18 protein-coding genes are annotated in these 16558 nt (G+C 62.5%); 11 read left to right on the top strand and 7 right to left on the bottom strand.

The window, feature by feature from the left end; genetic code table 11:
- The first annotated feature begins 152 nt into the window (after positions 1–152).
- The 3 genes from LQT98_RS02550 to LQT98_RS02540 all read left to right on the top strand — a co-directional run bounded on the left by LQT98_RS02550 (position 153) and on the right by LQT98_RS02540 (position 2610).
- Positions 153–611, top strand: a complete 459-nt coding sequence (locus tag LQT98_RS02550; protein WP_231461012.1) for a DUF2844 domain-containing protein — start codon at positions 153–155, stop codon at positions 609–611.
- Positions 612–628: 17 nt separating this feature from the next.
- Positions 629–1864 carry a DUF3443 domain-containing protein gene (locus LQT98_RS02545; protein ID WP_331282518.1) on the top strand — a complete coding sequence of 412 codons (1236 nt, stop codon included), beginning with the start codon at positions 629–631 and terminating at the stop codon, positions 1862–1864.
- Positions 1865–2046: 182 nt separating this feature from the next.
- Positions 2047–2610, top strand: coding sequence for a flavin reductase family protein (locus LQT98_RS02540; protein ID WP_231461010.1), 564 nt, complete (start codon positions 2047–2049; stop codon positions 2608–2610).
- A 58-nt stretch (positions 2611–2668) separates the two neighbouring features.
- Here the strand turns inward: LQT98_RS02540 and tyrS are convergent, their stop codons facing one another.
- On the bottom strand, positions 2669–3943 hold the full coding sequence (gene tyrS, locus LQT98_RS02535; protein WP_231461009.1) for a tyrosine--tRNA ligase: 1275 nt from the start codon (positions 3941–3943) through the stop codon (positions 2669–2671).
- A 302-nt stretch (positions 3944–4245) separates the two neighbouring features.
- Between tyrS and LQT98_RS02530 the strand changes: the two genes are divergently transcribed.
- On the top strand, positions 4246–4905 hold the full coding sequence (locus LQT98_RS02530; protein WP_048407713.1) for a cytochrome b/b6 domain-containing protein: 660 nt from the start codon (positions 4246–4248) through the stop codon (positions 4903–4905).
- Between the two features lie 60 nt (positions 4906–4965).
- On the opposite strand, the gene LQT98_RS02525 is transcribed toward LQT98_RS02530, so the two are convergent.
- Together LQT98_RS02525 and LQT98_RS02520 are read right to left on the bottom strand one after the other, a co-directional pair.
- Positions 4966–5403: a c-type cytochrome gene (locus LQT98_RS02525; RefSeq protein WP_231461008.1), complete on the bottom strand. Its 438-nt coding sequence runs from the start codon at positions 5401–5403 to the stop codon at positions 4966–4968.
- Between the two features lie 83 nt (positions 5404–5486).
- The gene (locus tag LQT98_RS02520; protein WP_048407714.1) at positions 5487–5915 is read right to left on the bottom strand and encodes a c-type cytochrome; all 429 of its coding nucleotides are present in this window, start codon (positions 5913–5915) and stop codon (positions 5487–5489) included.
- Between the two features lie 173 nt (positions 5916–6088).
- On the opposite strand from LQT98_RS02520, the gene LQT98_RS02515 reads away from it, so the two are divergent.
- From LQT98_RS02515 to LQT98_RS02490, 6 genes are read left to right on the top strand one after another with little or no spacing between them, the layout of a single operon-like run.
- Positions 6089–6523, top strand: a complete 435-nt coding sequence (locus tag LQT98_RS02515) for a transcriptional repressor (RefSeq protein ID WP_048407715.1) — start codon at positions 6089–6091, stop codon at positions 6521–6523.
- Between the two features lie 21 nt (positions 6524–6544).
- Entirely contained in the window at positions 6545–7462 is a 918-nt protein-coding gene (locus LQT98_RS02510) for a CobW family GTP-binding protein (RefSeq protein WP_231461007.1), read from the top strand.
- Entirely contained in the window at positions 7459–7629 is a 171-nt protein-coding gene (locus LQT98_RS02505) for a hypothetical protein (protein WP_156183680.1), read from the top strand. The genes LQT98_RS02510 and LQT98_RS02505 overlap by 4 nt, the downstream gene beginning before the upstream one ends.
- Complete coding sequence (locus tag LQT98_RS02500) at positions 7626–8369, top strand: metal ABC transporter ATP-binding protein (protein ID WP_231461006.1); 744 nt, start codon at positions 7626–7628, stop codon at positions 8367–8369. Before LQT98_RS02505 ends, LQT98_RS02500 begins: the two co-directional genes overlap by 4 nt.
- Before the next feature lie 2 nt (positions 8370–8371).
- On the top strand, positions 8372–9244 hold the full coding sequence (locus LQT98_RS02495; RefSeq protein ID WP_197081335.1) for a metal ABC transporter permease: 873 nt from the start codon (positions 8372–8374) through the stop codon (positions 9242–9244).
- Positions 9245–9267: 23 nt separating this feature from the next.
- Positions 9268–10173, top strand: a complete 906-nt coding sequence (locus LQT98_RS02490) for a metal ABC transporter solute-binding protein, Zn/Mn family (protein ID WP_048407719.1) — start codon at positions 9268–9270, stop codon at positions 10171–10173.
- On the opposite strand, the gene LQT98_RS02485 is transcribed toward LQT98_RS02490, so the two are convergent.
- Positions 10166–10831 carry a sulfite exporter TauE/SafE family protein gene (locus LQT98_RS02485; RefSeq protein ID WP_231461005.1) on the bottom strand — a complete coding sequence of 222 codons (666 nt, stop codon included), beginning with the start codon at positions 10829–10831 and terminating at the stop codon, positions 10166–10168. The two genes, LQT98_RS02490 and LQT98_RS02485, sit on opposite strands and share 8 nt — an antisense overlap.
- A 306-nt stretch (positions 10832–11137) precedes the next feature.
- On the opposite strand from LQT98_RS02485, the gene LQT98_RS02480 reads away from it, so the two are divergent.
- On the top strand, positions 11138–11923 hold the full coding sequence (locus tag LQT98_RS02480) for an enoyl-CoA hydratase (protein ID WP_231461004.1): 786 nt from the start codon (positions 11138–11140) through the stop codon (positions 11921–11923).
- A 126-nt stretch (positions 11924–12049) separates the two neighbouring features.
- Here LQT98_RS02480 and LQT98_RS02475 read toward each other — a convergent pair whose 3' ends face one another.
- The 3 genes from LQT98_RS02475 to LQT98_RS02465 form a co-directional block, all read right to left on the bottom strand.
- A complete protein-coding gene (locus LQT98_RS02475; RefSeq protein WP_231461003.1) occupies positions 12050–14128 on the bottom strand; it encodes a prolyl oligopeptidase family serine peptidase in 2079 nt (692 codons plus the stop codon).
- A gap of 178 nt (positions 14129–14306) precedes the next feature.
- A complete protein-coding gene (locus LQT98_RS02470; RefSeq protein ID WP_231461002.1) occupies positions 14307–14999 on the bottom strand; it encodes a DsbA family protein in 693 nt (230 codons plus the stop codon).
- Positions 14993–15874, bottom strand: coding sequence for an MBL fold metallo-hydrolase (locus LQT98_RS02465; RefSeq protein ID WP_231461001.1), 882 nt, complete (start codon positions 15872–15874; stop codon positions 14993–14995). Before LQT98_RS02465 ends, LQT98_RS02470 begins: the two co-directional genes overlap by 7 nt.
- Between the last annotated feature and the right edge of the window lie 684 nt (positions 15875–16558).

Genomic DNA, 16558 nt, shown 5'->3' with positions numbered 1-16558 from the left:
TGTCGATTTCGATCGCTCCGCTGTGATGGGGCGGCTGTTTCATGCTGGCGTGCTATATTTTTAAAGCGGTGCCGGCACCGCGCGCACCTAGCAAGCTCGGGCCAAGCATCCGGGCTGCGGCTGTCTTTCCATCCTGATTTGGGGGCTCATCCATGGAGATTTCTCGTATCGTGGGCGGCGCGCTGCTGCTCGGCCTGGGCTTGCTGCCCGCTGCAGCCCTGGCCACGCTGGGGCAGGCGCTGCCACCAGGCGCGGTGGCCGGCAATTCGCCGCAGCCGCTGGCGCTGAGAGCCGTGCCGCAAGCCGCTTATTCCGTGGCGCATAGCCAGGATCCGGCTGGCCGCCGCATTCGCGAATTCGCCGGGGCGGACGGCATTGTGTTCGCCGTCGCTTGGCAGGGCGCGTCGTTGCCCGATATGCGGCAGTTGCTCGGCGATTATTTTCCCGCCTATGTTTCCTCACAGCAGTCCAACCGGGCCGGCCTGAATCGGCTGGATGGCCACCGGCCGGGCCTGGTCGTGATCTCGGCCGGCCGCGCGCGCGCTTTCCACGGCTTGGCCTATGTGCCGGCACTGCTGCCGGCCGGGCTAGATATCGAACAACTCAAATAATCCGACGGGAGAGCGAGATGAGACAGGGGATGTTGTGGCTCGCGCTGGCGTGCACGGTGGTGTTGACTGCATGCGGAGGGGGGGGCGGAGGCGGCGGTGGCGGGATTGCGCCGCCGAATAATGGCGGCTCGACCGCGAACTCGGTGACGATGACGATAGACCGCGGGCCGGTGGCCAATGTCTATCAAATAAATATGCCTTATGTGTCGGTCACGGTGTGCGCTCCAGGCGGCGGCCAATGCCAGACCATAGACCGGGTGCTGGTGGATACCGGCTCCAGCGGGCTGCGCTTGCTGGCCAGCGCCGTGAACGGCGCTACCTTGTCCAGCCTGCCTGGCGTGGCGACAAACAGCCGGCAAGTGCTTGAATGCATGCAGTTCGCCAGCGGTTTCACCTGGGGAAGCGTGCGCTACGCCGATGTCAAGATGGCGTCCAAGACGGCGTCTTCGCTGCCTATTCAGATCGTGGGTGATTCCGCCTACAGCACGATTCCCACCGCCTGCAGCAATACCGGGACCAATATCGGCAGCCAGTCCGTCCTGGGCGCCAATGGCGTTCTCGGCGTCGGCTTATGGCGGCAGGATTGCGGCAGCGCTTGCAGCAGCATCAGCAATAATGGTTTCTATTACGCCTGCCCGACGGCGCTGACTTGTCAGCCGGCGACGGTGGCGGCTTCGCTGCAAGTATCCAACCCCGTGATCGGCTTTAGCGGCGACAATAACGGCGTGATGCTGCAACTGCCCGCCGTGGCCGTCAGTGGCGCGCCCAGCGCCACCGGTACCTTGTACTTCGGCGTGGATACGCAGAGCAATAATGCCTTGGGCACGGCCAAAGCCTTTCCCACCACGCTGGACGGCAATGGGCAGGCGGTGATCGCGACCAGTTATAAATCGTCCAGTTACGGCAGCTTTCTGGACAGTGGTTCCAACGGCCTGTTCTTTCCGGATGCGACGATCAATACCTGCACGGTGGGCGGTGGTACTTGGTTCTGCCCGGCCGGCACGCTGGCGCTCAGCGCCACGCTGAGCAATGCCAGCAATAGCAATAGCAGCGTGGTGTCCTTTGGCCTGGGTAATGGCGGCACGCTGTTGTCGCAGGGGTATTCCGCCTTGCCGGGCTTGGGCGCGCCTGCCGGTGGTGGCCTCAGTAATTACTTTGATTGGGGCTTGCCGTTCTTTTACGGACGCAATGTCTATATTGGCCTGGAAGGGAGCAGCAATACCTTGGGTGGCGGGCCTATGTTCCTGTTTTGATTGGAGATGCAAGGCTTCTTGCAACGCAATATAAAGCATCCTATATCTGGATAGTCATCTCGATGACTTCTCCTTTGTTGAAATTAGCAATCCATATGCCCGGCTAGAGCCGGGCTTTTTTTGCAGACGCCGGCTGTGACCTCTCGCTAGAATGGCCATCGTGATTTAAGCCGAGTCCATCCATGTCCCGTTTACGCGCTGTTGAGCTGAGCAAGTCCTACCGTTTATTGAACCATGGCCCCACGGTGCTGGTGTCCAGCGCGGCGGGGGAGCGTAGCAATGTGATGGCGGCGGCGTGGGCGATGCCGCTGGATTTCGACCCTCCCAAAGTGTTGGTCGTCATCGACAAGGCCACCCATACCCGTGAGTTGATCGAAGCCTCCGGCGAATTCGTGCTGAATATTCCGTGCCGCGCCCAAGCCGCGGCGGTGCTGCGCGCCGGCGGCGCCGATGGCCGGCTGGTGGACAAGTTCGCCTACAGCGGGCTGAGCCGGCGCCTGGCGCAAAAAGTGGCTGCGCCGCGCGTGGATGGCTGCATCGCCTATTTGGAGTGCAAGGTGATCAGCGAGCCGCATAATCAGCAGTGCTATGATCTGTTCATCGGGGAAGTGGTGGCGGCGGAAGCCGATGAGGAAGTGTTCGTCGACGGGCGCTGGCATTTCGATGATGAAGCCAAGCGCAGTCTGCATTACATCGCCGGCGGCGCCTTCTTCGCCACCGGCGAGGCCTTCGAGGTGGAAAAGTGAGGCGCGGCTAATAAAAAAGCGGCCGTGAAGGCCGCTTTGTCTTATGCATTCACCGCGCTCAGCGCCATTCCAGCAGCGCGTAGTTCTTCTTGCCGCGCTTGAGCAGGGTGTAGCGGCCAAACAGGCGTTCTGCGTCACCGAACTGATGCTCAAGGCTGTCGGCCTTGTCGCCATTGACGCTGACCGCGCCGCTCTGGATGAAGGTGCGCGCCTCGCTCTTGGACTTGGCCAGGCCGCCGGCGGCCAGCGCGTCGATCAGGCTGTCGGCGCCGTGCTCCAACTGGACGCAGGGCAGGCCGTCCTGGGCCAGTTGCGCGAAGTCGTCGGCGGTCAGGCTGCTCAGATCATTGTTGAACAGGCTTTGGGTGATGCGCTGCGCCGCTTCCAGCGCGCTCTGGCCATGCACCATCGCCGTCATTTGTTCGCCAAGGATGCGCTGGGCTTCCGGCTTGCCGTCGCGGGCCTGGTCTGCGGCTTCAATCGCGGCGATCTCTTCCAGCGACAGGAAGGTGAAGTAGCGCAGGAATTTGTAGACGTCGGCATCCGCCGTGCCCAGCCAGAACTGGTAGAAGGCATAGGGCGAGGTTTTGCTCGCGTCCAGCCAGATGGCACCGGATTCGGTCTTGCCGAACTTGGTGCCGTCGGACTTGGTCACCAGCGGCACGGTCAGGCCGAAGACTTGCTGTTGCTGCAGGCGGCGGGTGAGGTCGATGCCGGCGGTGATATTGCCCCACTGGTCGGAGCCGCCGATCTGCAGCTTGCAGCCGAAGCGGCGATTGAGCTCGGCGAAGTCGTAGCCTTGCAGCAGGCTGTAGGCGAATTCGGTGAAGGAAATGCCCTGGTCGTCGCGGTTGATGCGCTGCTGCACCGATTCCTTCTTGATCATTGCGTTGACCGAGAAGTGCTTGCCGATATCGCGCAGGAAGTCCAGCGTGTTCATCTGGCCGAACCAGTCGTAGTTATTGGCCATCAGCGCGGCATTGTCGCCTTCGAAGCTGAGGAAGGGCGCCACTTGGCCGCGGATTTTCTCCACCCAGCCCTGGATCACGTCCGGGGTGTTCAGCTTGCGTTCGGCGGCCTTGAAGCTGGGATCGCCTATCATGCCGGTGGCGCCGCCCACCAAGGCCACCGGACGGTGGCCGGCCAGTTGGAAGCGCCGCAGCATCAGCACCGGCACCAGGTGGCCCAGGTGCAGACTGTCGGCGGTGGGGTCGAAGCCGCAATAAAGGGTTACCTGCTCCTTGCTCAGAAGTTCTTCCAGCGCAACGGCATCCGTGGTTTGCGCAATCAGGCCGCGGGCCTGCAGATCCTGAATCAGGGGGGCATGGTTCATTTATCGGGTCTCCAACAAAATCGTGACGCGCGGCCAATGACGTGTTTAAGGCGTCGCCGCAAAAAGTTAGGCCGCCCGTTGGCGGGCGGCGTAGCTGGACCCGCCGAGCGAGTCCAGTCAATGATATTAACCGAAAATCGATGGTTCTTGAGCGCTTTTTCTCGGTAAAATCGGAATAAAACCCCATTGGTATCAGGGATGCTGCGCGGCGCAAGGAGTTATCATGTTGCGATGCGGGATGCCGGGGTGGCTTGAACGCAGGGTATTCAGGATTTTAAGGTGTGAGGGGGAGTGAGGGCGCAATGACGCAAATGGTAAAAGTGTGGGATGTTCCCACCCGCTTGTTTCACTGGGCGCTGGTGATCTTGTTTGCCGGCATGTGGTATAGCGGCGAGCAGGGCGGCGATTGGTTGCAATACCATATTTGGTGTGGGGCCGGCCTTGCCAGCCTGCTGCTGTTCCGGCTGATTTGGGGCGTGATCGGCAGCCAGACCGCGCGTTTCAGCAATTTCATCAAGGGGCCGCGCAGCATTCTGCGCTATTTGCGCGGCGAACTGAGCGAGAATGAGCAGCCGGGTCATAATCCGCTGGGCGGCCTGATGGTGCTGGCGATGCTGCTGGCCTTGCTGGCCCAGGTGAGCAGCGGTTTGTTCGCCGCTGATGTCGACAGTTATCTGTACGACGGCCCACTGGCCAAATTGTTGAGCAGCGATATGGCCGAGACGGCGACCTGGTTTCACAAGAACTTTTTCAATGTGATCCTGGGCCTGGTCGGCCTGCATCTGCTGGCCATCGTTGCCTACCGGGTGTTCAAGAAGAACAATCTGGTCCAGGCGATGATTACCGGGCGCAAGCCGATTGCCGGCGAGGTGCCGCGGCTGGAATTCGTGCCCGCCATCATCGCGCTGGTGGCCTTGCTGGTGTCCAGCGGCGGCATCTACGTGTTGTTGACGCGCTTGTAAGCGTCAGGCGCATGGTTGTGGAGCAAAGGGCGGGTATCCGCCCTTTTTTCATGCCACCAATTATTTTTCCGGGCCGCGGAAGGCGTCGTGACAAGATTTGCAGCTCTGCGCCACTGCGCCGTAGTTTTTCTTGATGACGGCGAGATCGCCACGGTGCGCCGCCAGGTTCAGCTCGGACACCGCTTTCAGGAAGGCGTCCTTGTCGGCCTGGAACTTGGCCGGCTGGCTCCAGATCTCCGGTTTGGCGCGGCTCTTGCCGCTGATGTTGTTGGTGGGGAAGTGATTGAACGGCTCGGCGGCTAGCTGCTTCAGCGTGTCGGCCTGGCGGATGAAGGCATCCTTCTGGTAGGGATCGCGTCCGCGCACCACCATGCCCATGGGCTCGAAGCTCAGCAGTATCTTCTTGAAGGATTTGGTGCGGGTTTCGGCCGGGGTGTCGGCCAGGGCGAGCGGCGTCGCGATGGCGCCCAGCAGCAATACGGTCAGCAGTTTTTTCATTTCACGGTCTATACGGGCGGGGGTGGCTGGCGCGTCACCTGAAGGTGAACAGCCCGCCGGATGGCGGGCTGGAAAGGCCGCGCTTAATCCTTGCGGAAGGCGTCGTGGCAGGCTTTACAGGTTTTCTGGGTGGCGCCGAACTGTACCTTGATCGCCGCCAGGTCACCGCCAGCCGCCACTTGCTTCAGCTTGGCGGTAGCCGCTTTGTGGTTGTCCACGGCTTTCTGCCAGTCGGCGGGCTTGCTCCAGATTTCCGGTTTGGCATCGGTCTTGCCCGTGCCGCTGCCGGCCGGGAAATACTGCCACGGCTTCTGGGACAGGGCTTCCAGTTCGCCGGCCAGCTTGGCGAATTCATCCTTGTTATAGGGCGTTTCGCCCTTCACCATCTTGCCCATGCCACCTACCACCGGCTTGTATTGCTTGAAGACGTCCTTGCGCTGGGCGATCGGGTCGGCGGCAAAGGCCTGACCGGCGAGTGTGGCGGCAACGGCGAGCATCAACAGCTTTTTCATGTCATTTCCTTATATGAGCGATGGGTGATAGGCCATAAGACTATCATGGACATTCCGGAGCACAAAGCTATCACGATGGTTCTGCATGATAAACCGATGAATGATTAATCCTTGTGAAGGTGAGATGTTATACAGTAACATTGTGTTTTGATTCATCGAGACGAGCGCCCGGCATGGACCATCTCGCCTATCTGGCCGCCGCGGAGCGGCATTGCGAACAGCGCGGCAGCAAGCTCACCGCCTTGCGCCGCCAAGTGCTGGAATTGGTGCTGCGCTACCGCGGAGTAGTCAAGGCTTACCAGATACTGGCGGATCTGCAGCAAGAGCGCGGCGCGGCCGCGCCGCCCACCGTGTACCGGGCGCTGGACTTCCTGGTGGAGCACGGTCTGCTGCACAAGGTGGACGCCTTGAACGGCTTCATCGTCTGCAACCATTTCGAGTGCCAGCACGAAGGACTGATCCTGGTGTGCGGCGAGTGCGGTCAAGTCCAGGAAATCGACGCCACGCCGGCCTTGAGCGCGTTGCGCCAGGCGGCGCAGGCGGTGGCTTTTTCTTTGTGTCCGCAAAATCTGGTGCTGGCCGGCCGCTGCCAGGCCTGCAGCGCTTGAATCTACCGAACACCCTTACCCATGAAAAAAACCATAGTCAACTTGTTCACCGGCTTTCTCGGGGTGGGCAAGACCACGGCATTGCGCCATTTGATCGAGCATCGTCCCGAGCACGAGAAATGGGCGATCATCGTCAACGAATTCGGCGAAGTCGGCATCGACGGCGCGGCGCTGAGCCAGGACGACCTGGCGGTGGCGGAAATCGCCGGCGGCTGCCTGTGCTGCGTGGCCGGGCCGCAAATGACCGCCACCGTGGCGACCCTGCTGCGCCGCGAGCGCCCGGACCGCTTGCTGATAGAGGCCAGCGGCCTGGCGCACGCGGCCGGCGTCATCGACGAACTGCGCGCCAAGCCCTTGGGCGATGCCTTGGAAGTGGGCGCGGTGGTGACCCTGGTGGATCCGCGCCAGTTCATCCAGTCCGACTACCATCGCCAGCCGCTGTACCGGGATCAGATTTCGATCGCCGATGTGCTGGTGGCCAATAAAATAGATACCGCCGACGTGCCGACGATGCAGGCTTTCCGCCAGCAGGCGGCGGCCTTGTTCCCGCCCAAGTCGCTGATCAGCGAGGTGCGCAACGGCGAGCTGGATCCGGCCTGGCTGAATGCGGCCGCCGTGCCCAAGCCGCGCTATCGGCCGGCGGTGCCGGAGGATGCCGCCGCGCAATGGCGCGCGATGGGTTGGACCTTCGCGCCGGAGCAGGCTTTCGACGGCGAACGGCTGACTCGCTTCTTCGACGGCCTGCCGGCGCTGGTGCCGGGCCTGGTGCGCGCCAAGGGCGTGTTCAAGGTGCTGGACAGCTGGGTGTGGCTGAACTGGGCGGCAGGACAGTGGGGCGCGGCCCAGGTGTCCTGGCGGCGCGATAGCCGCTTCGAGCTGATCGCCGAGGATTTCGACGCCGCCGTGGTCGAGGCCAAGCTGCGGGAGTGCTTCGAATGACGCCCAAACATAGCCATGGCCATGCGCATCAACATCTGACGCCGGCCAATTTCAAGGCGCCGTTCAGCCTGCTGGCGATGTCGGCCTGGCAGCGGCTGGCGCTGGTCAGCGTCGCGCTGGCGGCCTTGTGGCTGCTGGTGGCCTGGGCCTTGCAGGAGGCGGCATGAGCATCAGCCTGCAAAACCTGACCGTTTCCTACCAGCGCCACCCGGCGGTGCACCATGTCAGCGGCAGTTTCGCCGCCGGCGACGCCACCGCGATTTTCGGCCCCAACGGCGCTGGCAAGAGCACCTTGCTCAAAACCATGATAGGCGCGTTGAAACCGGATTCCGGCTGCGTACAGCTGGGCGGCTTCCGGCGTCGCGATATCGCCTATCTGCCACAGCAGTCGGAAATCGACCGCTCCTTGCCGGTCAGCGTGCTGGATCTGGTGTGTACCGGGCTGTGGCATGACACCGGTGTGTTCGGCGGCGTCAGCCGCCGCGGTCGCGACCAGGCCTTGCAAGCCTTGGAGCAGGTGGGCTTGGCCGATTTCGCCTTGCGGACAATCTCGGCGCTGTCCAGCGGGCAGTTCCAGCGGGTATTGTTCGCCCGCATCCTGGTGCAGGACGCGCAACTGATCCTGCTGGACGAGCCGTTCAACGCGGTGGACGCCAAAACCACCTACGATCTGTTGGAGCTTGTTCGCCACTGGCGGGAAGAGGGACGCACCGTGGTGGCGGTATTGCACGATTACGAGCAGGTGCGCGCCTATTTTCCGCACACCTTGCTGCTGGCGCGCGAAGTGGTGGCCTGGGGCGATACCGCCACGGTGCTGTGCGACGCCAATCTGAAGCGCGCGGTGGACATCGCCGCGCATTGGCAATCCCAGGCTGCGGTCTGCGAAGTGGATGGAGCGCCTGCCTGATGTTGCACTTATACGATTTGCTGGTGGCTCCGTTCGCCGAATTCGCCTTCATGCGCCGGGCGTTGGTGGGCTGCCTGGCCCTGGCCCTGGGCAGCGGGCCCATCGGCCTGTTCCTGGTGATGCGGCGCATGAGCCTGATGGGCGACGCGATGAGCCACGCGGTGCTGCCCGGCGCCGCGGTCGGCTTCATGATGGCCGGCCTCAGCCTGCCGGCGATGAGCATAGGCGGTTTCTTCGCCGGCGTGCTGGTGGCCTTGCTGGCCGGCCTGGCCACGCGTTTCACCAGCATCAAGGAGGACGCCAGCTTCGCCGCCTTCTATTTGCTATCCTTGTCCATCGGCGTGCTGCTGGTGTCGCGCGGCGGCAGCAATGTGGACTTGATGCATATCCTGTTCGGCTCGGTGCTGGCGGTGGACGACGCCGCGCTGTATCTAGTGGCCGGCGTGGCCTCGTTCACCCTGGCCACGCTGGCACTAATCTATCGCCCGCTATTGCTGGAAAGCCTGGACCCGGTCTACCTGCGCGCGGTGGGCGCGCGCGGCGGCCTGTGGCACATGCTGTTCCTGATGCTGGTGGTCTTGAACCTGGTGGCCGGCTTCCAGGCCTTGGGCACGCTGATGGCGGTGGGCTTGATGATGCTGCCGGCGATCACTGCCCGGCTATGGACCGAGCGCATCGAGGCCCTGCTGGGGCTGTCGGTGGCCATCGCCTTCCTGTCCGGCCTGGGTGGCCTCTTGTTGTCCTATCACTTCGAACTGCCTTCCGGGCCGGCCATCATCTTGCTGGCCGGGCTGGTTTATCTGCTGTCGCTGCTGCTGGCGCCGGTGGGCGGGGCCTTGCCGCGCTATATCCGCGCCCGGCATCTGGAATCCTGAACCCTTAGATAAGGAAGTCGTCGATGAAGAAATCAATCATGGCCCTGCTGCTGCTGGGGCTGCCTTTATCCGCCTGGGCCAAGCTGCCGGTGGTGGCCAGCTTCAGCATCGTGGCCGACATGACACGGGAAATCGGCGGCGATCGCGTCGAAGTGTCCTCGCTGGTGGGGCCGGATCAAGATGCTCACGTGTTCCAGCCATCGCCGGCCGATGTCAAGAAAGTGGCCGCGGCCAAGGTGCTGGTCACCAATGGCCTGGGGCTGGAAGGCTGGATGGTGAGACTGAGCAAGGCCGCTCATTTCAAGGGCGTGCAAGTGGAAGCCGGCAAGGGCATCAAGGTCCGTGAAGCCGAGGAAGAAGAGGGGCACGATCACGAGCATGGTCATGCGGGCCACGATCATGGCGCCATCGATCCGCATGCCTGGCACGATCCCAAGCGCGTGCTGACTTACATTCGCAATATCGAGGCCGGCCTGAGCCAGGCCGACCCGGCCGGCAGGCAGGAATACGCGCGCCGCGCGGCCGACTACGCGGCCAAGGTCAAGGCTGTGGACGATTGGGCGGCCAAGGCCTTCGCCGCCGTGCCCGCGGCCAAGCGCAAGATGCTGACCTCGCACGACGCTTTCGGTTATTTGGGTGAGCGCTACCAGCTGCAAGTGCTGGCGATTCAGGGCGTCAGCACCGAGTCCGAGGCATCGGCCAAGGGCGTGGCGCGGCTGGTGCGCCAAGTGCGTCAGGAAAAGGTGGCGGCGATCTTCATGGAGAACATGACCGACAAGCGCCTGTTGGAGCAGCTGTCGCGCGAGGCCAAGGTGAAAATCGGCGGCAAGCTGTACGCCGACGCGCTGTCCGGCCCGTCCGGTCCGGCGCCCAGCTACCTGGCGCTATTCCGCTACAATGTGGACACCATTCTGAAGTCGTTCAAATAAGCGCGCGCAGTAACTGCCAGGCGCCTATGCCCGCAACGACCAGTCCCGCCGTCAGGCGGACTGGTCGTTGTTGCATCCAGCGGCGCAAGCTGTCGGCGAAGGCGCCCATCAGCAGCAGATTGGGCAGGGTGCCGAGGCCGAAGGCCAGCATGGTCAGCGCGCCGCCATGCGCGCTGCCGCTGGCCAGCGCCGACAGCGAGGCGCTGTAGACCAGGCCACAGGGCAGCCAGCCCCACAGCATGCCGGCCAGCAAGGCGGCCTGCGCCGAGCGCACCGGCAGCAGACGGCCCAGCAGCGGCTGCAAGTGCCGCCAGATCGGCACGCCCAGACGTTCTATCAGGTTGACGGCGCCTGACAGACCGGCGAGGTAGAGGCCCATGGCCACCAACATCAGATTGGCCAGCAGCGCCAGTCCAAGCTGCAGACCGCGGATGTCCAGCAATGCGAGGCCGGTGGCGGCGAGGCCGCCCAATAGCGCGCCGATCAGCGCGTAGCTGCCGATGCGGCCCAGATTGTAGGCCAGCATGATGCGCCAGCGGCTGGCGTTGGGCGGCAGGTTCAGCGTGAGAGCTGCGACGATGCCGCCGCACATGCCCATGCAGTGGCCGCCGCCCAGCAAGCCCGCCAGAAACAATACCCATCCGCTCGTTTCAATCATGCCGCAACCTGTCGCAGAAAGCTCTATGGTAACAGAGTGGCGATTCAGGCCACGCTGAAGCGCCTGTTATTTGCTTTTGGCATTTATGGACTTTGACAAAATTTTACTTGGCATTGTCTTAAAGAAAGTTATAAAAAAAATGATGGTCTTGTTGACTGACTACTGGTCAAAAGGTCAGTTTGCAAAGAAAATGCTGCTTTGGCTTTGGACCTATGCGCAATGGGTTCCACATAAGGATCCAGGCAGCCGGCCTGGCTAAAACATATGCATCAGCGATGCAATCCATGGGGATAGAGTGAGGAAAATATGGCCAAGTATCTGACACTGGAGCGGCTGGGCCAGTCTGCGATCGTGACGCTGAAGAATGCGCCGGCGAATCTGCTGACCACGGAGAGCCTGAATGAACTGGCAAGCACCGTGCGCTCGCTGGATGCGGACCCCGCAGTGCGCTCGCTGGTGCTGACCGGCGCCGGAGAGACCTTCTTTTCCGCCGGTGCCGACTTGAAACAATTCGCTTCCGGCGACGCGGCCGAGGCCGACAAGGTGTTCGATGCCTTCGCCGGCGCTTTGCATGCCTTGCGGCAATACCGTGGCGTCACTGTGGCCGCCATCAACGGCTATGCCTTGGGCGGTGGCCTGGAGTTGGCGCTGGCCTGTGATTACATGGTGGCCGAACGCGGCGCCAAGCTGGGGCTGCCGGAAACCAAGGTGGGCATCATTCCGGCCGCGGGCGGCACCAAGACGCTGGCGGACAAGGTGGGCGTGTCCTGGGCCAAGCGCATCATTCTCGGCGGCGAGGTGGTGGCCGCGGAAAAGGCGCTGAGCATAGGCTTGATCGAAGAAATCGTGGACCAGGGTTTCGCCAAGATCGTGGCGATCAGCCTGGCCAACAAGGTGGCGAACCAGGCTCCGGGCGCGGTGGCCGCCGCGCGCAGGCTGATCGAGGACAGCTCCAATCTGACCTTGACGCAGCACCTGGAGCGCGAGCGCGCCGCGGTGCGTCAATTGATGGGCGGCGCCGAGCAATTGGAAGGCGTGGGCGCCTTCATCGCCAAGCGCAATCCGAGCTGGGCCGAATCCGGCGACGATTGACGCGCCGACGCTACAAACGCAAACCGCCTGCCGCCGTTTCGGCCGCAGGCGGTTTTTCTTGGCTGGCGCCGTTTTTAAAGAGCGCGTTCAGCGTCCCACGACGCGCAGCGGAACGTAAACTGGTTTTTAGCGCAACTGCTGTAGCAGAAAGGCGTATTCCATCGCCGCGATATCGGCTTCCTGCTGATGGTTGGCCGCGGCTCCGTGTCCGCCCTCGGTGCGCTCGAAGTAGCGCACGTCGGCGCCCATCGCCTGCATGGCCGCGTGAATTTTGCGGGCATGGCCGGGGTGCACGCGGTCGTCTAGCGTCGAAGTCATGAACAAGGTGGCCGGGTAGCGCGTGTCCGGCTTCAGGTTGTGGTAGGGCGAATAGCGGCGGATATAGGCCCAGTCTTCCGGCAGGTCGGGGTTGCCGTATTCGTCCATCCAGCTGGCGCCGGCCAGCAGTTGATTGAAGCGGCGCATGTCCAGCAGCGGCACCTGGCAAACCACGGCATTGAACAGTTCCGGGCGCTGGGTCAGCATCACGCCCATCAGCAGGCCGCCGTTGCTGCCGCCCTTGATGCCGAGATGGCGAGCGTCGGCCACGCCGCGCTTGGCCAGGTCCTCGGCGATGGCGGCGAAGTCGTCGTAGGCGTTCTGCCGCCGCTGCTTGCGCGCCGCCTCATGCCAGGCCGGACCGTATTCGCCGCCGCCGCGGATATTGGCCAGCGTGTAGACGCCGCCGCGTTCCAGCCAGGCCTTGCCCAGCGCGCCGTTGTAGCGCGGGGTCAGCGAGACCTCGAAACCGCCGTAGCCATACAGCAGCGTCGGGTTGGTGCGGTCCAGCTTGAGGTCTTTGCGGCTGATCAGGAAGTAGGGCACTCGAGTGCCGTCGCGCGAGGTGGCGAACCATTGCTGGACGCGGTAAGGGCTGGCGTCGAAAAAGCCGGGCTGCTGTTTCAGCACCTGGCGCTGATCGCTGCCGGCCTCGGCCAAGGCCAGCGTTGGCGGCGTCAGAAAGTCGGTGAAGCTGTAGAAGTACCGGTTGTCGTGGTCGGGATCGACGGCGCTGACCGTGAGGCTGCCGAAGGCCGGCGTGGCCACCGGCCGCGACTGCCAGTGTCCGTCAACGACTTTCCACTCCCGCAGCCGGCTGCTGACATTGTCCAGCGTGGTCAGCAGCAGGCTGTCGCGGGTCGCGGTCTGGTTCGCCAGCGATACGGTGTCGCTAGGTTCGAACAGGGGGCTGAAGTCGCGCGCTCCGGCCAGATAGGCGCGGCTGTCTATCGCCAGCAGCGAGCCGCCGCGCCAGGTTTTATCGCCGATTTTCCAGTCCAGCTTGGGCGTCAGCAGCAGCCAGTCGCCGAAAAAGTCGATGCCGACATGGTCGGGCTTGTCCAGCTTGCGCCATTCTCCGTCCACCAGCAGCCGCGCCTCGGTGCTGAAGAAGGTGGGCGCGCGCGTGATCACATCATAGCGGCGGCCCTGGGTTTCTATCCGCGCGGCATGAACCGAGACATCGGCGCGCTGGCCTTCGAACACGGTCTGCGCCTGGGCCAGCGGCTGACCGCGGCGCCAGGTCTTGACGATGCGCGGATAGCCGGAGTCGGTGAGGGAGCCGGGGCCGAAGTCGCTCATCACGTACAGGGTGTCGCGGTCCTGCCAGCTGAGTTCGCTCTTGGCTTCCGGCAGCTGGAAGCCATCCTTGACGAAGGCCTTGGCCGCGGGGTCGAACTCGCGCACCACCGCGGCATCGCCGCCGCCGCGGCTCAAGCGCAGCAGGCAGCGTTCCTGGCTGGGGCGCAGGCAGTCCGCGCCTTGCCATACCCAGTTCTCCTGCTCCTTCTTGGCCAGTTGGTCCAGATCCAGCACGGTTTCCCACTGCGGCGCGGCCTTGCGATATTCATCCAGCGTGGTGCGCCGCCACAGTCCGCGCGGGTGGTCCTTGTCGCGCCAGAAGTTGTAGTAGAGCACGCCTATCTTCTCGATGCCGGGTATGCGGTCATTGGAGTCGAGTATGGACAGCAAGTCCCGGCGTAGCGCGGGGTAGTCGGCCTGCCGGCTCAGATCGGCGCGCGTGCGCGCGTTCTGTTCTCCAACCCAGCTTAGCGCCTGCTTGCCCTGGATGTTTTCCAGCCATAGATAAGGGTCTGTTTCGCCGGCGGCGGCGTGGGCCGCAGTGGCGAGCAGGCTGAGGTAGAGCGCGCATCCCATGATTTTCATCGCTAAAGATTCCCTCTATTTCGGCAAGTCATAATGGTGTGTAGACAATCGATTTGTTCTGGTTTGACCGAATACTGTAGCGTCCGTTAATCTGTTTGTCATCAATGGCCGCGCGGCGGGGAAAAGCAAACGGCGGCCCTCGATGAGGGCCGCCGTGTTTCGGGCTGCTTGTCAGCGTTTAGCAGCCGTCCAGCCCGCACTGCGGCGCTTGGCCGGTTTCGGCGCGGGCGGCGCCGTTTTGCTGTAAATACTGGCGGAACGCTTCCGGCCGGCCCAGGTAGGCGCCCAGGTCCAATTGCTCGAAGCGACCGTCTTGTTCCAGCACGGCGGAAGGGAAGCCGCGCAGTTCCAGCCGGTTCATCAGTTGACGGCTGTGCGCAATATGGGTGGCGCTGCGTTCCAGCGCGGCGGCATAGGCATCGGCGAAGCGCCCGGCATCAGCGCCCAGCTCAGCGGCGATGATGGCGAGCACGGCGGGGTCGGCGATTTCCAGGCCGTGCAGGTAGTGGCCGGCTTGCACGGCGGCCAGCATGCGCTGTGGCGCAATGTCCAGTTTGGGCGCGGCCAGGATGGCGGCGATGGGCGGGGTGGAGTCCAGCCGCGCTTCGCTGCGCAGCAGGCCTTCATAATAGGCGTCGCCGAAGGGCTGACCGCTGATAGCGGCGATGCGGCGATCATGCGGCATCACATAGCCGCGCCATTCCATGTTCACGCGGCGGTTGTGCGGCGCGCTGAGCATGCCGCCGCCGTGCAGCAGCAGTTCGATTTCCGGCAAGTCCGCCGCGGCCAGCAGCAGCGGCGAGGCGCCATAGCACCAGCCGCACAGCGGGTCGTAAAAATAGTGCAGCCGGAGCGGGGCGACGCTTACCATTTCATTTCGCCCTTGTTGACCTTGGCGCCGATGTCCAGCGACATGTCCTCGCCCGCCTGCGGAAATTCCCGTTTCATCGCCGCGATCAGTTCGCCGCTATTTGCCGAGGTAGCCAGATTGGCTTCGAAGCGTTGCAGATACAGGCGGGTGAAGCGCACGGCGCTCAGGTCGGTCTTGTCGCCGGCCTGCATGTGGCCGGGCACCACGGTGGCCGGTTTCAGCGCTTCCATTTCATCCAGTTGCTTGATCCAGGCCTGGCGTTCCGCCTTGCTTTGGGTGTCCGCGGTCCAGACATGCATGCTGGCGCCGGTGACGCCAACATTGCCGACAATCGCGCGAATGGACGGAATCCACACATAGCCGCGGTGCGCCAGCACGCCGCGCGTGCCCTTGATTTCCAGCGCCTGGCCTTCCAGTTCCAGGCGATCTCCTTTCAGCTCTTCCGGGAGCAGCGCGGTGGTTGGCGCGTTGTCGCCCATCTTGGGACCCCAATAGGCCTGCTTGCCCTGGATATTGGCCTTGATCTTGGCCAGGGTGGGGCCGTTGCTGAGCACGGCCGCGCGCGGGAAGATTTTCTTCAGTTCGGCTGCGCCGAAGTAGTAGTCGGGATCGGCCTGGCTGATATAGATGGCTTTCAACTGCTTGCCGCTGTCCAGCACCTTGGCGGCGATGCGATAGGCGTCGGCGCGGGTGAAACCGGTATCGATCAGGATGGCGTCTTTGGCGCCGCTGACCAGCACCGAACTGACATTGAAGCTATTGCCGTCGGCATTGTAGATGGATAGTTGCAGCGGTTCTGCGGCGTGACTGGCGGCGGCGCTCAGCGCCAGCGCGCCGGCGATCAGGGTTGGGCGGAACATCGTGTCATTCTCCATGAAGCCCGCGCCTGCAGCAGGCCGGGAGGGGGTATCGAGGCCTCACTATAGCGGCTGCGCGTTATCATGATAAACCATCTAAATCGTACTAGATTGTTGCTTGAAACGATCAAGTGAAGTGAAGGCGCGCTTGATGGCAGCGATGTGGGTGCTGCCGGCTCTGCTTTTGCGGGAGGGGCGTGCAGACTGTTACAGCCAAGAGCAAGCGGATCGACTATGTTTCAGCCATAAAAGGGCTAGAGTTGAAATGTCGGATGGGCGCGTTTGGATGGCCTCGTTCTTGCTTGATGCGCAAGCGTGTCGGCATTGCCTATTTTGCCTTGCGCATGTTTTAAATTTAGGAGATTGTATTCATTCGAATCGCGGGCGCGCTTGAATGTTGCAATTCGAATTATTTGATTATTGTCTTTTCGAAAGTGAACATGGTTTGCGTCGGAGCATGATCAAAATCTGAAAAACGGCTTACTGACTGAGGGTTTTTCTTTATCCAAAGAAATTCAAAAGTTCTTTGGGTGTCAATCGCGTATTTTCATAAAAAACACAATAAAATCAAATGCTTGTGTTTGTGTTAAATGAGCTTGATTTTGTGCCGTTTTAACCAATCTTTAAGATTGACAGTCGCTTGAATACGCCTCCATAATCCGTTCGCCTGTCTGACAGAATCCAAATAATCAAGGCTCGTCC

This window comes from Chromobacterium aquaticum, assembly GCF_021129195.1.
GTDB classification, from domain to species: domain Bacteria; phylum Pseudomonadota; class Gammaproteobacteria; order Burkholderiales; family Chromobacteriaceae; genus Chromobacterium; species Chromobacterium aquaticum.
Note: the sequence above shows the minus strand (reverse complement) of the source record. Positions and strands in the feature narration are given on the sequence as shown.

Bases quoted from the DNA above. Each gene is read 5' to 3' on its own strand.
- LQT98_RS02550 (WP_231461012.1), top strand. From the start codon at position 153: ATGGAGATTTCTCGTATCGTGGGCGGCGCGCTGCTGCTCGGCCTGGGC.
- LQT98_RS02545 (WP_331282518.1), top strand. From the start codon at position 629: ATGAGACAGGGGATGTTGTGGCTCGCGCTGGCGTGCACGGTGGTGTTG.
- LQT98_RS02540 (WP_231461010.1), top strand. From the start codon at position 2,047: ATGTCCCGTTTACGCGCTGTTGAGCTGAGCAAGTCCTACCGTTTATTG.
- tyrS (WP_231461009.1), bottom strand. From the start codon at position 3,943: ATGAACCATGCCCCCCTGATTCAGGATCTGCAGGCCCGCGGCCTGATT.
- LQT98_RS02530 (WP_048407713.1), top strand. From the start codon at position 4,246: ATGACGCAAATGGTAAAAGTGTGGGATGTTCCCACCCGCTTGTTTCAC.
- LQT98_RS02525 (WP_231461008.1), bottom strand. From the start codon at position 5,403: ATGAAAAAACTGCTGACCGTATTGCTGCTGGGCGCCATCGCGACGCCG.
- LQT98_RS02520 (WP_048407714.1), bottom strand. From the start codon at position 5,915: ATGAAAAAGCTGTTGATGCTCGCCGTTGCCGCCACACTCGCCGGTCAG.
- LQT98_RS02515 (WP_048407715.1), top strand. From the start codon at position 6,089: ATGGACCATCTCGCCTATCTGGCCGCCGCGGAGCGGCATTGCGAACAG.
- LQT98_RS02510 (WP_231461007.1), top strand. From the start codon at position 6,545: ATGAAAAAAACCATAGTCAACTTGTTCACCGGCTTTCTCGGGGTGGGC.
- LQT98_RS02505 (WP_156183680.1), top strand. From the start codon at position 7,459: ATGACGCCCAAACATAGCCATGGCCATGCGCATCAACATCTGACGCCG.
- LQT98_RS02500 (WP_231461006.1), top strand. From the start codon at position 7,626: ATGAGCATCAGCCTGCAAAACCTGACCGTTTCCTACCAGCGCCACCCG.
- LQT98_RS02490 (WP_048407719.1), top strand. From the start codon at position 9,268: ATGAAGAAATCAATCATGGCCCTGCTGCTGCTGGGGCTGCCTTTATCC.
- LQT98_RS02485 (WP_231461005.1), bottom strand. From the start codon at position 10,831: ATGATTGAAACGAGCGGATGGGTATTGTTTCTGGCGGGCTTGCTGGGC.
- LQT98_RS02480 (WP_231461004.1), top strand. From the start codon at position 11,138: ATGGCCAAGTATCTGACACTGGAGCGGCTGGGCCAGTCTGCGATCGTG.
- LQT98_RS02475 (WP_231461003.1), bottom strand. From the start codon at position 14,128: ATGAAAATCATGGGATGCGCGCTCTACCTCAGCCTGCTCGCCACTGCG.
- LQT98_RS02470 (WP_231461002.1), bottom strand. From the start codon at position 14,999: ATGGTAAGCGTCGCCCCGCTCCGGCTGCACTATTTTTACGACCCGCTG.
- LQT98_RS02465 (WP_231461001.1), bottom strand. From the start codon at position 15,874: ATGGAGAATGACACGATGTTCCGCCCAACCCTGATCGCCGGCGCGCTG.